Consider the following 14989-nt stretch of genomic DNA (forward strand, 5'->3'; position numbering starts at 1 on the left):
GAGACCAAGTAGGTATTGTTCATCATCGAATCACTACGTTCTTCGTGATTCTCAACACTTGGAAGGATTAAGATGCGCCGAACACTTGTGTGAGAAAGTCAATTTCGACTTATTGTTTTCTCGCCAAAGGCTCGTCACAGTTTTATCCTTGTAAGTTCCGAAGGACCTTCACCAAGTAGGTACGATGATTTCATCTGTTCATGCTTCACAGTGAAACATCGCAACTCTTAGAGCTGTAGCTCTTTTGAAGGCTGTACTGTGACGAGACGCATGTCGAGAAAACACCTTAGAAGTTGTTGTGATCGAAGCAACGCGTAGTGTTGGTTCTGTTCCCGCCGTTTATCAGGTTTTGAGCCCGGAACAAAAATCCAAAGTGATTTTTGTCACAGGCTCAAAAAAGTCAAAAAGCGGCCAGCCCAAATAGCTTCATGATGTTGGATAATTTGTGCCGCGGTTAAATGTCCATTATCCAAGGTGGAAGTGGTTTTCGGTGTCATCAAACACGTATAGCCTAAACCATGAGCCATCCGAATTGTAGTGTCCACACAAAACTCGGTTTGGACACCAGCAATTTCTAACGTTTGAACGGCTTGTTCCGTCAATAAATCATTTAAATTTGTTTGGTAAAAGGCATTCGCATGTGTTTTGCGGATGAAAAAATCTGTGGGCTGTGCATCCAGCTTTTCAAAAAGTTGCCAAGAGTCTGAGTCAAAAGGTAATTCGGTTTCTTCATGTTGAACAAAAATAATGGGCGCATGGTGTTGGCGGTAGACAGCAATACGCTGATTGACTTTATCCAACACTGCTGGTAGACGGTACAATTGCTGCGACGGACTTTCGATGCCTTTTTGAAAGTCAATTAAAAGTAATGCACGATTTTTCATGAGCAATCCCCACTTTCTATAAACTAGTTGTTTTCAGTATAACGGAAAAAGGCGCTCTCTAAAAGTGTCTCGAAAATTCCCGAGTGAACGTTCAAAAAAACAGCATATTTACTCGTTTTCCTATATAATAGTAAGAGAAACAGATAGTTTGTAGAAAGAAAGGCGACAAGATGAATTATAGAGAATTAATGCAAAAGAAAAATGTTCGTCCTTACGTATTGATGGCTCGTTTTGGTTTAGAAAAAGAAAACCAACGTAGTACACGAGAAGGGCTTTTAGCGACAACTGATCATCCAACGGTTTTTGGTAACCGTTCTTATCATCCATATATTCAAACAGATTTTAGTGAAACACAATTAGAACTAATCACGCCTGTAGCAAATAGCGGCACAGAAATGCTTCGTTTTTTAGATGCCATTCACGATGTGGCTCGTCGTTCGATTCCAGAAGATGAAATGTTGTGGCCATTAAGTATGCCACCACAATTACCAACAAAAGATGAAGAGATTAAAATCGCTAAATTAGATCAATATGATGCGGTGTTATATCGTCGTTATTTGGCAAAAGAGTATGGCAAACGAAAACAAATGGTCAGCGGAATTCATTTTAATTTTGAATATGACCAAGCCCTGATTCAGCAATTATATGATGAACAATCCGAAGTGACAGATTGCAAACAATTTAAAACGAAAGTGTACATGAAAGTTGCCCGTAACTTTTTACGTTATCGCTGGTTAATTACGTATCTTTTTGGGGCTTCACCAGTTAGTGAAGACGGCTACTTTAGAGTCTATGACGACCAACCGCAAGAACCCATTCGCAGTATTCGGAATAGTACGTATGGCTACAGAAATCATGACAATGTGAAAGTATCGTATGCCTCATTGGAACGCTATTTAGAAGATATTCATCGCATGGTGGAAAATGGTTTACTTTCTGAAGAAAAAGAATTTTATGCGCCTGTGCGCTTACGTGGTGGGAAACAAATGTCTGATCTGCCTAAAACAGGTATTCGCTATATCGAGTTGCGTAATTTAGACTTAAATCCTTTTTCACGTTTAGGCATTGTGGAAGATACTGTGGATTTCTTACATTATTTTATGTTGTATTTATTGTGGACAGATGAAAAAGAAGAAGCGGATGAATGGGTAAAAACTGGCGATATTTTTAATGAACAAGTGGCTCTTGGTCATCCTCATGAAACGATTAAGTTAATTGCAGAAGGCGATCGGATTTTTTCAGAAATGATTGATATGTTAGATGCTCTAGGCATTCGCAAAGGCAAAGAAGTTGTCGGTAAGTATTATCAACAACTGCGGAATCCACAAGACACCGTTTCTGGCAAAATGTGGACGATTATTCAAGAAAACTCCAACAGTGAACTGGGAAATATTTTTGGAAACCAATATCAAAGTATGGCCTTTGAACGCCCTTATCAATTAGCTGGTTTCCGTGAGATGGAATTATCCACACAAATTTTCTTATTTGATGCGATTCAAAAAGGTTTGGAAATCGAAATTTTAGATGAACAAGAGCAATTTTTGAAACTGCAACATGGCGAGCACATTGAATACGTCAAAAATGCCAACATGACTAGCAAAGATAACTACGTGGTACCATTGATTATGGAAAACAAAACCGTGACAAAGAAAATTTTGTCTGCAGCAGGGTTCCATGTGCCTGGCGGTGAAGAATTTTCATCTTTTATTGAGGCACAAGAAGCACATTTACGCTACGCCAATAAAGCGTTTGTCGTGAAACCAAAATCAACGAATTACGGTTTAGGAATTACCATTTTTAAAGAAGGCGCTTCGTTGGAAGACTTTACGGAAGCGTTACGGATTGCTTTTAAAGAGGACACAGCGGTTTTAATTGAAGAGTTTTTACCTGGAACAGAATATCGGTTCTTTGTGTTAGATAATGATGTAAAAGCCATCATGTTGCGCGTGCCAGCCAATGTTACCGGAGATGGTAAACACACTGTAGAAGAATTGGTGGCCGCTAAAAATAGTGATCCATTGCGGGGGACCAATCACCGTGCACCACTAGAGTTAATCCAGTTAAATGATTTAGAAAAACTAATGTTGAAAGAACAAGGTTTAACTATCTATTCTGTGCCAGAAAAAGAGCAAATCGTGTACTTGCGAGAAAATTCTAATGTTAGCACGGGCGGGGATTCGATTGATATGACCGATGTCATTGATGATAGTTATAAACAAATCGCCATTGAGGCCGTAGCTGCTTTAGGAGCCAAAATTTGTGGCATTGATTTAATCATTCCTGACAAAGACGTAAAAGGCACACGTGATAGCTTAACGTACGGGATTATCGAAGCGAACTTTAATCCAGCCATGCACATGCATGTGTATCCATACGCTGGACAGGGTAGACGCTTGACAATGGACGTTTTAAAACTTTTATACCCAGAAGTGGTTCAATAAAAAAAGAATACCGCCAAAAAATTCATAATAGATTTTTTGGCGGTATTCTTTATAAAAACGTTTTCTTGGTGAACCCAATAGGTTATACTAAAACTATTACCAATGAAAGTTGTATGACGGTGGCTCTGAGTTAGAGAGGCAGGTGATGCCTATGTGTATCCGATGCACTTTAACGAAAGGAGCATTTTTTTTGTCAATCGAAGCGACATTGGAATTGATGATTAGTTTTGCAACCCTTGTTGCGTTACTGATTTTCGATATCCTTGAAGCAACGAAAAACGATAAAAAATAACCGTTCATAAGCTTGACAGGCCGAACGGTTAAACAGTAATAAAAACTTAACTCAGTAAGCCACCAGTTCTTATAACTGGCGTTGGTATAAAGGAGAGGTATGTACCCGCATACCTCTCTTTTTCATCTTTATAATAGCACAATTCTATTATAAATGGAAGCGCTCCTAACTTATGTTTAAACAATCCAATGACTCATAACTTTTCTTGAGCTTTTTATGAGTGAAATAGCTTTTGCCAAAAGCCTTTTTTAGCTGTTGGCTCTTCTTTTGGCGTTTCTGTTGCTTGAGGATATTTTTCTGTAACGTCAATCACAGGTTCATCGACTGCATGTTTTTCAGCTAACAGTAAGCCGAGAGAGTCAGGGTTGTTCTCCACAAAATTGTTAACAATCTTAAAGGTTGCGCCATGCTGATTTAATAATTTAATATAGGTACTTTGCAGGTCAGAAGAGATTTCGCCATTTAAAAGTACTGTAACTTCAGGATGCTTCGCTAATTCTTCTAATAAATGTTGTTGGTTCTGTGCATCTTTCATTTCAGCGACGGTCATGGAGAGACGGCAGCGTTCACGAAATGTGCCCATGTATTTGTGTTGTTCTTCAGGATTGACGAGGGGCGTACCGTACATTCCTTTATCCAGACGTTGTTGTAAGTCATCATTCGCCATTCAGTAACACTCCTTTCCTAACGTTTCCCTCCATTATAGCATATCTTAGATAAGTCGTTGGTCAGTCGGCTTGAGAAGAAGTTTTTAAGAAAGGAAAAAAAGTGGTTGCATTTGTGATGGTTTTCTCATACACTGTAACTAAGAATGAGAATCATTCTCAATTAAATAAAAATGGAGTTTTCTCATGAAAAAGATTGGTTTGTTTGTTCTACTATTACTTTTCAGCTTATTGTCATTAGTGATAGGGGTGAAGGACATTGCACTTTCTCAGTTGTTTCAATTAGATGCGCAGCAACAATTTGTTTTATTTACCACCCGTGTTCCCCGCACGTTGAGTTTAATCATTGCTGGTAGTACGATGAGTATTTCTGGATTGATTATGCAGCAACTCACACAAAATAAATTTGTCGCTCCTAGTGTCGCTGGAACAACCGATAGTGCAAGGTTGGGTATTTTAGTCGCAATGTTATTTTTCCCAACAGCTCCGTTTCTCTATCGAACGGCAATTGCTTTTATTTTTGCGCTAAGCGGGACCTTATTATTCTTAGCGCTCATTCGATTATTACCAAGTAAGAATCAAGTGATGGTCCCTTTGGTGGGCGTGATGTTTGGTAACATTCTAGGCTCAATTGCCACATTTTTTGCCTATCAATACCAATTGGTTCAAAATATGTCTGCTTGGTTACAAGGAAATTTTTCCACAGTTATGAAAGGGAATTATGAATGGTTATTCTTAATGATTCCTTTGTGGTTTGTTATTTATTTATTTGCTTATCATTTCACTGTCGTTGGTATGGGTGAAGCATTTGCAAATAGTCTTGGCGTCCATTACCAGCGAATTCAGTTTTTAGGTTTGACGCTGGTTGCTTTAGCAAGTGCCATCGTTTTATTGATGGTGGGGAATATTCCGTTTTTAGGAGTTGTGATTCCCAATCTCGTGTCTTTACGTTATGGCGATCATATGAAAAATACCTTGTGGTTAACTGGGATTTGTGGAAGTTTATTCTTGTTAATCTGTGATATTTTAGCACGAGTATTGATTTCCCCCTATGAAATTCCTGTCAGCGTGGTTGTCGGAACATTAGGGAGCATTTTGTTCATTTTATTATTACTAAGGGGGCGCAAACGATGAAACGGCCTTTAAAAAAATGGCTTTCATTACTTTTGCTTTTAGCTGCCGTAGTAATTGTGAGTCTTTGTTATTTAACTTATAACACGTATGGCAATTGGTCCTTTGCTTTGGCGTTACGAGGGAAAAAGTTATTGGCTTTTATTTTTGTCGGAATCGCTGCGGCTTTTTCAACCATTAGTTTTCAAACGGTCACGCAAAATCATTTCCTAACGCCAAACATTTTAGGGATGGATTCCTTGTATGTCTTTGTGCAGACGGTGTTATTTTTTCTTTTAGGAGGCGCACAAGCGTTAGGTCAAGTAAGTCTTGGTTCGTTTTTAATGAACGTCTTTTTAATGGTGTTTTTAAGTACTAGTTTATCGTATTTTCTATTACGCAAAAATCAATCCGACTTATTTTTATTATTGATGATTGGCATGATTTTAGGTACTTTTTTCAGTAGTATTAGTACGTTTTTACAAGTGATTATGGATCCTAACGAATACGACTTACTCCAAGGAAAGTTGTTTGCCAGTTTTGGTAACGTCAATAGTCAGTATCTCGTTTTCGTTGGTGTGGCGGTACTCATGATTTGTGGGATACTTTGGCGGGAAAGTTACCGTTTAGACGTTTTACATTTAGGGAACCATCAAGCACAGAATTTAGGGATTGCTGTGAATCAGTTTCAATTAGTGTTGTTGTGTTTGATCAGTAGTCTGGTCGGCTTATCAACAGCATTAGTGGGACCGATTACATTTTTAGGTTTTATCGTGGCCAATATGAGTTATCAATTCATGAAAACCTATCGCCACCGAGAACTGTTTGTGGCAGGGAGTTTAATAGCAGTCTTTTTACTGGTGTTCGGCCAATTGATGGTTGAACAGGTCTTTCATTTGAATACCCCGCTAAGTGTGGTGATTCAATTTGTTGGGGGCGTTTATTTTATATGGAAAATTATTGCAGAAAGGAAGCAACGCACATGATCCAGATGAGTGATGTATCAAAAAAATATGGCGATAAATTTGTCGTTTCAGACATTGATTTACCTATTTCTGAAGGCAAATTAACGGCCTTTATTGGACCAAATGGCGCTGGGAAAAGCACGCTGCTAGCCATGATGAGTCGCTTAACTCCCAAAGATACCGGGGAAATTTATCTGGACAAGCAAGAAGTAAAAACCTGGAAGCAGTCAGCTCTTTCACAAAAAATTGCCCTTTTAAAACAAGCCAACGGTGTACAACTTAAATTAACTGTGCGAGAACTGGTCAATTTTGGTCGTTTTCCTTATTCCAAAGGTCGCTTAAAAAGCGCTGATCATGAAAAAGTAACAGACGCGTTGGAACAATTGGGCTTAACTGAAATGGCGGAAGAATACATTGATACCCTTTCTGGGGGCCAATTACAACGGGCGTATATTGCCATGATTTTAGCCCAAGATACCGATTATATTTTATTGGATGAGCCCTTAAATAACCTCGACATGAATTATGCGGTTCAAATGATGCAGATTCTTAAACGCTTAGTGGATGAACTAGGAAAAACGATTCTGATTGTTCTACATGATATTAATTTTGCCGCAAGCTATGCAGATGAAATTGTCGCCATGAAAGGCGGAAAGCTCTATGCGCATGGCGCAACAGAAGAAGTTATTCAAACAAGTATTTTAAATGATCTTTATGAAATGAATATCCGGATTTGTGAAATTGAAGGAAAACGCTTTTGTCTTTATCATTAAATCGGGCAATTTAAAAATAACGTTTTTGGAGGAAAAGAATGAAAAAGAAATTTTTAGCAATGATGGCAGTTTCAATGATGGGACTGTTAATGTTAAGTGCTTGTCAAACAAATAAAAAAACAGCAGATTCTGCAACAACAGAAACAACAGCTAAAACGGAAGTCACAGTCAAAGACACCAATGGTCAATTAACCGTTCCCAAAAATCCTAAGAAAGTCGTTGTTTTTGATAATGGTTCCTTGGATACAATGGATGCACTAGGTGTCGGTGACCGCGTGGTAGGTGCGCCAACTAAAAATATCCCTGCGTATTTGGAAAAATACCAAAAAGTTGAATCAGCAGGCGGTATTAAAGAACCAGATTTAGAAAAAATCAATCAACTAAAACCAGACTTAATTATTATCTCTGGTCGTCAACAAGATTATCAAGAACAATTAAAAGCCATTGCGCCAACCATTTACTTAGCTGTAGATGCCAAAAATCCTTGGGCATCAACGAAACAAAATATCGAAACGTTAGGCACTATTTTTGATAAAGAAGAGGTAGCCAAAGAAAAAATAACCGGCTTAGAAAAAGAAATTGCTGACGTGAAAAAACAAGCAGAAGCTAGCGCGAATAATGCGCTTGTTGTGTTAGTTAACGAAGGACAACTTTCCGCTTATGGAAAAGGCTCTCGTTTCGGTTTAATTCATGATACATTTGGCTTCAAAGCAGCAGACGATAAGATTGAAGCTTCCACTCATGGGCAAAGTGTTTCTTACGAATATGTTTTAGAAAAAAATCCTGGGATTCTCTTTGTGGTAGATCGCACCAAAGCAATTGGTGGCGACGATTCAAAAGATAACGTCGCTGCAAACGAATTGATTCAAAAAACCGATGCTGGTAAAAATGATAAAGTCATTATGCTTCAACCAGATGTTTGGTATCTAAGCGGTGGTGGATTAGAATCAATGCATTTGATGATAGAAGATGTTAAAAAAGGATTAGAGTAAAAAAAAGCCTAGGACAAAAATCACTTTGGATTTTTGTCCTAGGCTTAAAAGCTGATAAACGGCGGGAACAAAAGCAACTCCTTCGGAAATAAGCTGAAATTCTCCAAAAATTAAAGAACAATTTTCGGAAATTTCTTCTTATTGCTTTCTCGTCAAAGACTCGTCGCAGTTTTGTCCTTGAGAGTTCTCGGAGCTAAACACTTCTGTCCCGACCTTCTTAATGAAAAACAAAAAAGTTTTAAATTAAAAATGTGGTTGACGGCCTCGAAAATGTTTGCTAAACTATCCGTAAATCAGTATGATTGATGAAACAAATAAAAGAACAAAATGTGATGAGAAGGAAAGTACTTTTTAAAATAGCTTGCAGAGAGCCTCGTTTGGTGAGAAGAGGTAGTGACGTTAAAGGGGAAAATGGCCTTTGAACAGGTTGGTTGAAGCCGTTCGCTTAAACCAATTCAGGTGCGCCTGTTATAGCGCTACAGTATGATTGTACTGGAAACGAGCGGATCTTTTTTAGCGAAGAGATCAACAAAGGTGGTACCGCGATTGCATAAGCATTCGTCCTTTTTAGGACGAATGCTTTTTTTATTTGTTTAAAAAATATGAGGGGGCAACAACATGAAATTGGGGAAAAAAGTAGTAGGTTTGATTGCAACAGGGTTTCTTTTAGCCGCATGTGGCGGAACCAAAGAAGCGGCAGAGAAAGTAGATTCGGGAAATTTAGCAGCTGAACAAAAAATCAGTATTAGTTCACCTGCACCAATCTCAACATTGGATACAACACAAACAACAGATAAAAATACCTTTACAATGGCGCAACATTTATTTGAAGGCCTGTATCGGTTTGATGATGATAGTGCCACGGTGCCAGCTCTTGCTAAAGACGTCAAGATTAGTGACGATGGGCGCAAGTACCACTTTACCTTACGGGAAGGGATTAAGTGGAGCAACGGCGAGCCGATCACGGCCCAAGATTTTGTTTATTCTTGGAAAAAACTGGTGACACCAGCGACGATTGGACCGAATGCTTATTTACTAGACAGTGTTAAAAATAGTTTTGAAATACGTAACGGTGAAAAGTCAGTCGATGAATTAGGGATTTCAGCCCCTAATGACAAAGAATTTATTGTTGAATTAAAACAGGCCCAACCTTCCTTCTTAGCAGTCGTTTCGATTGCTTGGTTAGCGCCACAAAATCAAAAATTTGTCGAAGCGCAAGGAAAAGATTACGCCTTGGATAGTGAACATTTACTTTATAGCGGGCCATTTACGCTAGCCAATTGGGATGCGACTTCAGATACTTGGACATTGAAAAAAAATCCAGAATACTATGATGCGGATCAAGTGAAACTGGAAGAAGTTGCGGTTAGCACAATCAAAGAAGATAATACTGGGATTAACTTATATCAAGCGAATGAACTAGACTTAGTTCGCATTAACGGACAATATGTTCAACAATATCAAGAGGACCCAGGCTATGTCAGTCATCCAGATGTGGCCAACTACTTCTTAGATTTCAACAAAAAAGAAGGAACGCCATTAGCAAATGTTCATTTACGAAAAGCAATTGGCCAAGCAATAGATAAAGAAGCCTTAACACAAAGTGTCTTAAACGATGGGTCAAAACCCCTCAACGGATTAATTCCAAGTAAACTTTATGCGAATCCAGAAACAGATGAAGATTTCCGAGCTTACAGTGGCGAATATTTGAAAAATGACGTCAAAAAAGCCCAAGCTGAATGGACGAAAGCCCAAGCGGATGTCGGTAAAAAAGTGAAACTTTCATTGCTGGCGGCAGATACAGATCAAGGAAAACGAATTGCTGAATATGTTCAAAGTCAGTTGCAAGAAAATCTGCCAGGTTTAGAAATTACCATTTCATCGCAACCAAGTAATAATGTGAACCAATCGCGACGTGAAAAAAATTATGAGTTGTCTCTTTCAGGATGGATTGCCGGCAGTAGTGAATTAGACTCTTACTTTAACTTATATGCGGGAGAATCAAGTTACAATTATGGCAATTATCATAATGCCAAATACGACCAACTAGTAGAAGATGCACGAACGATTAATGCCAATAATCCAGAGAAACAGTTTGCAGAATACAAAGAAGCGGAAGAAATCTTGCTGAACCAAGATGCTGCCCAAGTACCGCTGTATCAAAGTGCCTCAAATTATCTAATCAATCCTAAATTGAAAGGCATTAGTTATCACTTGTATGGGGATTATTTCCACTTGCGCAATGCTTATTTAACAGAATGATTCAGGAAGAAGGAGTAAGAAATGGAAAAATTAGTCGAACGATTTTTAACTTACGTGAAAGTTAACACCCGTTCAGATGCCAACAGTCAAACCACACCGACGACGGTCGGTCAAGTGGTTTTGGCCAGAATGATTGAAACAGAACTTCATGAATTAGGTTTGGCCGATGTGCATTATAACGAACAAAACGGCTTTTTAACGGCACGGTTGCCTGGTAACCAACCGGCAGCGAAGAGTATAGGCTTGATTGCACATCTAGATACGGCGGATTTTTCAGCAGAAAATATCCGTCCCAAAGTCATCACTAATTATGATGGTCAAGATGTCCTCTTGAATCAAGAACAAGGCATCGTTTTATCGGTTGCTGAATTTCCCAATTTAAAAGAGTATCAAGGGGAAACGTTGATTACTACAGACGGAACCACACTTTTAGGAGCAGATGACAAAGCGGGAATTGTCGAGATTTTAGCTGCTGTTGAGTATTTTTTGGCACATCCAGAAGTACCGCGGGGCGATGTTTGGCTCGCCTTTGGTCCAGATGAAGAAATTGGACGCGGCGCCGATCAATTTGATGCGCCGAATTTCCCAGTCGCTTTTGCGTATACAATTGACAGTGGCCGTGTGGGGCATTTCGAGTATGAAACGTTTAACGCTGCTCAAGCTGTGATAACAATTGAGGGAACCAGTGTCCATCCGGGAACGGCCTATGGTTCGTTAGTAAATGCCATTAAATTAGGCGAACAACTTGATCAATCACTGCCGCAAAAGGAAGTGCCAGAACAAACACGTGGAAATGAAGGATTTTATTTACTCAATAAATTTACAGGAAGTATTGAAAAAGCAGAACTTGTCTATATCATTCGGGATCATGATCGAGAAAACTTTCAAGCGAGAAAGCAATTTTTGGAAAAACAAGTCCAACGTTTAAATGCGCTGGCGGATAAACCCAGACTAACAATTACTTTCCAAGACCAATACTATAATATGAAGGAAATCATCGAAAAAGATTGGACCCCTGTGGAATTAGCCGTCCAAGCAATGGAAAGTTGTGACATTGAACCAATTATCACACCTTTTCGTGGCGGGACAGATGGTTCTAAGATTTCTTTCATGGGCATTCCCACGCCTAATCTATTTACAGGCGGCGAAAATTTTCACGGGCAATATGAATTTATTACCGTTGAATCAATGGCCAAAGCTGTTCAAACGATCATTGCCATCATTCGCTTAAACGCTAATTAAAGAAACACGCGAGGAAATGCCGATTTTCCTTGCGTGTTTCGCTGTTTTTCGGTAAAGTATGTAGAAAAGTAGGGAGTTTTGCTCATGAATTATCCATTGATTTTTGCAGAAAACCAACGAATTGAAACCGAACGCTTGATTTTAAGACCTGTCACATTAGCCGATGCAGAAGATATGTACGAATATGCTTCAGATGAGGAAACGGTCCGCTATGTATTTTTGAAAAACCAAACAATCGCTGAAACACGACAAAACATTGCTAAATTTTTTATGGGAGAACCTTTAGGAAAATATGGGATTGAAGTGAAAAAAACGGGCAAAATGATTGGGACGATTGATTTGCGGGTCAATGAAACCAATAATATTGGAGAATTAGGCTATGTCTTGAACCGTGCCTTTTGGGGCAATGGCTACATGCCTGAAGCCGCGACGGCGTTAGTTGAACTGGGTTTTGCAAAAATGAAACTCATGAGAATCTTTGCTTTACATGATCAAGACAATCCAGCTTCTGGTCGTGTCATGGAGAAAATTGGTTTTACCTACGAAGGAACACTGCCCAATGCCCGAATTAGTAAAGGGAAAATTGTCACAGATGTTTATCGTGGGATGACACTGGAAACATGGCAAAATCGACAAAAATAGAAGCAGAAGACAAGTTAAGAGAGGAATTAGAGAAATGTTGATGTTTACAGAAAAAGAATTCGCAGCCTTTGAAGTTGCTGGATTAGATGAACGAATGGCGGTTATCCGTGCGCAAATTCAACCTATTTTTCAAGAATTAGACACGTATTTTGCCGAACAACTAGCGCCTGAACTAGGAACGGAGTTGTTTGTCCATATTGCGCAACATCGCCGTCGCACCGTGTATCCACCAGAAAATACTTGGTCAGCACTTAGTCCGAATAAGCGCGGGTATAAAATGCAGCCGCATTTTCAATTAGGCATTTGGGGCGACTATGTGTTTATGTGGTTGTCATTCATTGATAATCCTAAAAATGAAAAGCAGATTGCGCAAGCCTTTTTAGAGAATCAGCAATTATTCCAAGCATTACCAGAAGATACGTATGTTTCCTTGGATCATACGGTTCCTCAAATTACTCCGCTGTCAGAAACGGATTTAGAAAAAGCCTTAACTCGTTTTAGAGATGTAAAAAAAGGTGAGTTTGAAATTGGGCGCATCATTCCCAAAGATAGCGATTTGTGGCAAAATCCTGAAAAAGCACGAGCTTATATGTTGGCAACCTATCAACAACTCCTACCATTGTACCAATTGGCTATTGCCCAATAAGAGAAACAGACAGTTATTTTATGTCTTAGTGTTATTTTATCGAATTATCCAATCGTCAAAAATGAGAAAAGCTCACAATGTTAGTGTTCAACACTAACATTGTGAGCTTTTCTTTAGTTTAGACAATGGAAATTTAAGAAATTAAAGATGCTTTTTTTAAAAAAGGGGATAGTTTTTACTGTTTTCCCTTGTTTCCTTTAAATAACGCAACGTAAAAGACACGATATATAAGGAACTTGTTAAAATAAGGGTTGTTAACTGGAAAAAACTGTTGTTTTTAAGAGTATTTTCTTTGCTATCATAGAGGTATATAAAAGGTTGTGAGAGATACTTAAATTCAAAAGGAGGTTTTAAAATGAAAAAAAAGCGTTATTTAATTATTGCGTGCCTACTATTTTCCCCTAGTTTTTTTATAAATGTTGAAGCATCTGATGGTGGTTCTAGTTCGGTGGGGGTGGAATTCTATCGAAAAAATCCAGCGAAAGTCGCTCCCCAAAAGCCCTCGCCGAAAACAGATGCGCCAGCCGCTAGTCCGCAGGGGAAAGCAAAGGGACAAGCTGGCACTCCACAAGGAGGTCATTCAGGTGGTGGTTCGGCACAAGCCACCACGACTGGCTCGCAGCTCCCTAGCACAGGGAGCAAGAGTCAGGTAAATCTTAGCATTCTCGGCTTAGCCTTAATTGGTCTTGTCGGAATGGTACATAGAAAGAAGGGGCAGCATGAAACAGATCAGATTTAAACACCTAGTAACATTGGGATTATGTTGCTCGTTATTAGTGAATTCAATTACGGGAATCACGGCTATTGCCGAAACTGTGACGATTGAAAGTAGTCCGACCGTGGAGAGTAGTATGAAGGAAGAAACGACGAAAGCTAGTACAGAAGAAAGCATAAAAGAAAGTACAGAGAAAAGTACAAAAGAAAGTGTGGAAGGAAGTACAGTCAAAAGTACGGCAGAAAGCATGCAGGAAAGTGAGGAATCAGAGCAAGAGGAGATTACGAAAGAAACAACAGAAGAAAGGAAACAAACGGAGGAATCGAGCGTTGTATCTCCGAAACAAATTCAACCTATAATTAGCAACGAAGATTATTATACTGCTATACAAACGGAACTGACTAACTTTGTAGGTAGAGCGCAAATATACCAAGATTGGTCCTCTACGTTACCTGCAGGAAGAATGACGTTTGATATCACTACACCTGATGCGCCTTCTTTAAATATGACTGATTTTAACCTAAGTGCAGACTTAAAATCGTTAACTAGGCGTGAATACAATTCAAATTTAGTGGATATTACAAGTAGCAAATTATCGATAGCGAAAACGCAAAATAGTTTGGCAATTGTTGTTCCTGAACAAACAAGTTCACTACCAACGACCCCTGCTAGAGCCTATATGAATTATTTGGCCAACATTCACCTGACAGTTCCTAAATATGTACAATCAACAAGTATCTCAGGTAATGTCGTTTCTTTAGTGGTAAATGGGAGAGTCGGGGCAGCAAATGGACCTATTGAAAACCCTCGTAGTCAAATTGTTTTATCAAAACTGACTACTTCTAGTTTTGAGATACATACGGATAATGATCTGCTTACCAACTATTATGACACAACGAACACTAGTATTGGTACAGTTCCAGGGACATTTATCTGGTCAGTCAATAGATATGGAAATGCCAATCTGGAAAATACGGTGTTTATGCCAAAACAAGCATCGGTTATTACCGTTGCATTAAAAAAAGTCACCGAAAACTTCAAAGATGTAAACGGCACCGCCATCCCTGCACCAACAGGTTTCACCCAAGGGAAAAAAACAAGCATCACCAATAATAATTACACCTTTAAACAAAGTGGTACTTTGCCTGAAACTTACAAAGCTAGCAACGGCAAAAACTATAAATTCAAAGGCTGGTACAAAGGCAAAACAAAACCAGCAACCTTAAAAACAACGAAAACACCAAGTTACGCAGTGACTTATGATAACAATGATGATTTGAATGTGGTGTATGAGGTGGACACGGCTAAAGACTACAAATTCCCAAGTAGAACCGTGAATTTCCAATTTGTCAATGAAGCC

General features: G+C 39.0%; 14 protein-coding genes, 1 pseudogene and 1 other annotated feature. Of the genes and pseudogenes, 12 read left to right on the top strand and 3 right to left on the bottom strand.

Annotated elements, in window-relative coordinates; translation table 11 throughout:
- Nucleotides 1-383: 383 nt before the first annotated feature.
- Nucleotides 384-884, bottom strand: coding sequence for a cysteine hydrolase family protein (locus AB3I34_RS11165; protein ID WP_002415453.1), 501 nt, complete (start codon nt 882-884; stop codon nt 384-386).
- A gap of 170 nt (nt 885-1054) precedes the next feature.
- Between AB3I34_RS11165 and gshAB the strand changes: the two genes are divergently transcribed.
- Both gshAB and AB3I34_RS11175 read left to right on the top strand, forming a co-directional pair.
- Nucleotides 1055-3325, top strand: a complete 2271-nt coding sequence (gshAB, locus tag AB3I34_RS11170; protein WP_002354955.1) for a bifunctional glutamate--cysteine ligase/glutathione synthetase — start codon at nt 1055-1057, stop codon at nt 3323-3325.
- Nucleotides 3326-3515: 190 nt separating this feature from the next.
- Nucleotides 3516-3617: a putative holin-like toxin gene (locus AB3I34_RS11175; protein WP_228759711.1), complete on the top strand. Its 102-nt coding sequence runs from the start codon at nt 3516-3518 to the stop codon at nt 3615-3617.
- A gap of 214 nt (nt 3618-3831) precedes the next feature.
- Here AB3I34_RS11175 and AB3I34_RS11180 read toward each other — a convergent pair whose 3' ends face one another.
- Nucleotides 3832-4284, bottom strand: coding sequence for a YueI family protein (locus AB3I34_RS11180; protein WP_002367417.1), 453 nt, complete (start codon nt 4282-4284; stop codon nt 3832-3834).
- A gap of 184 nt (nt 4285-4468) precedes the next feature.
- Between AB3I34_RS11180 and AB3I34_RS11185 the strand changes: the two genes are divergently transcribed.
- The 8 genes from AB3I34_RS11185 (at nt 4469) to AB3I34_RS11220 (ending at nt 12914) form a co-directional block, all read left to right on the top strand.
- Complete coding sequence (locus AB3I34_RS11185; RefSeq protein WP_002375573.1) at nt 4469-5416, top strand: ABC transporter permease; 948 nt, start codon at nt 4469-4471, stop codon at nt 5414-5416.
- On the top strand, nt 5413-6378 hold the full coding sequence (locus AB3I34_RS11190; protein ID WP_002371665.1) for an iron chelate uptake ABC transporter family permease subunit: 966 nt from the start codon (nt 5413-5415) through the stop codon (nt 6376-6378). The genes AB3I34_RS11185 and AB3I34_RS11190 overlap by 4 nt, the downstream gene beginning before the upstream one ends.
- A complete protein-coding gene (locus AB3I34_RS11195) occupies nt 6375-7130 on the top strand; it encodes an ABC transporter ATP-binding protein (RefSeq protein WP_002415456.1) in 756 nt (251 codons plus the stop codon). Before AB3I34_RS11190 ends, AB3I34_RS11195 begins: the two co-directional genes overlap by 4 nt.
- A gap of 38 nt (nt 7131-7168) precedes the next feature.
- Nucleotides 7169-8122 (top strand): siderophore ABC transporter substrate-binding protein, encoded by a 954-nt coding sequence (locus AB3I34_RS11200; protein WP_002375576.1) that lies wholly within the window; start codon nt 7169-7171, stop codon nt 8120-8122.
- A gap of 323 nt (nt 8123-8445) precedes the next feature.
- Nucleotides 8446-8691 (top strand) — a binding site (T-box leader).
- A 49-nt stretch (nt 8692-8740) separates the two neighbouring features.
- Nucleotides 8741-10384 (top strand): peptide ABC transporter substrate-binding protein, encoded by a 1644-nt coding sequence (locus tag AB3I34_RS11205; RefSeq protein ID WP_002375578.1) that lies wholly within the window; start codon nt 8741-8743, stop codon nt 10382-10384.
- Between the two features lie 21 nt (nt 10385-10405).
- Nucleotides 10406-11626 (top strand): peptidase T, encoded by a 1221-nt coding sequence (gene pepT / locus AB3I34_RS11210; protein WP_002375580.1) that lies wholly within the window; start codon nt 10406-10408, stop codon nt 11624-11626.
- Between the two features lie 84 nt (nt 11627-11710).
- Nucleotides 11711-12268: a GNAT family N-acetyltransferase gene (locus AB3I34_RS11215; protein WP_085444069.1), complete on the top strand. Its 558-nt coding sequence runs from the start codon at nt 11711-11713 to the stop codon at nt 12266-12268.
- A gap of 34 nt (nt 12269-12302) precedes the next feature.
- Nucleotides 12303-12914, top strand: coding sequence for a YktB family protein (locus AB3I34_RS11220; protein ID WP_085444070.1), 612 nt, complete (start codon nt 12303-12305; stop codon nt 12912-12914).
- A 156-nt stretch (nt 12915-13070) separates the two neighbouring features.
- Here AB3I34_RS11220 and AB3I34_RS11225 read toward each other — a convergent pair whose 3' ends face one another.
- Nucleotides 13071-13271 (bottom strand): hypothetical protein, encoded by a 201-nt coding sequence (locus AB3I34_RS11225; protein ID WP_205216962.1) that lies wholly within the window; start codon nt 13269-13271, stop codon nt 13071-13073.
- On the opposite strand from AB3I34_RS11225, the gene AB3I34_RS11230 reads away from it, so the two are divergent.
- Together AB3I34_RS11230 and AB3I34_RS11235 are read left to right on the top strand one after the other, a co-directional pair.
- The gene (locus tag AB3I34_RS11230; protein WP_010712893.1) at nt 13270-13653 is read left to right on the top strand and encodes an LPXTG cell wall anchor domain-containing protein; all 384 of its coding nucleotides are present in this window, start codon (nt 13270-13272) and stop codon (nt 13651-13653) included. The two genes, AB3I34_RS11225 and AB3I34_RS11230, sit on opposite strands and share 2 nt — an antisense overlap.
- Nucleotides 13634-14989 (top strand): annotated as a pseudogene (locus tag AB3I34_RS11235) (WxL domain-containing protein); the annotation flags it as partial. The gene AB3I34_RS11230 and the pseudogene AB3I34_RS11235, both read left to right, overlap by 20 nt.

Source organism: Enterococcus sp. C102(2024) (assembly GCF_040888205.1).
In the GTDB taxonomy this organism is placed as follows: domain Bacteria; phylum Bacillota; class Bacilli; order Lactobacillales; family Enterococcaceae; genus Enterococcus; species Enterococcus faecalis.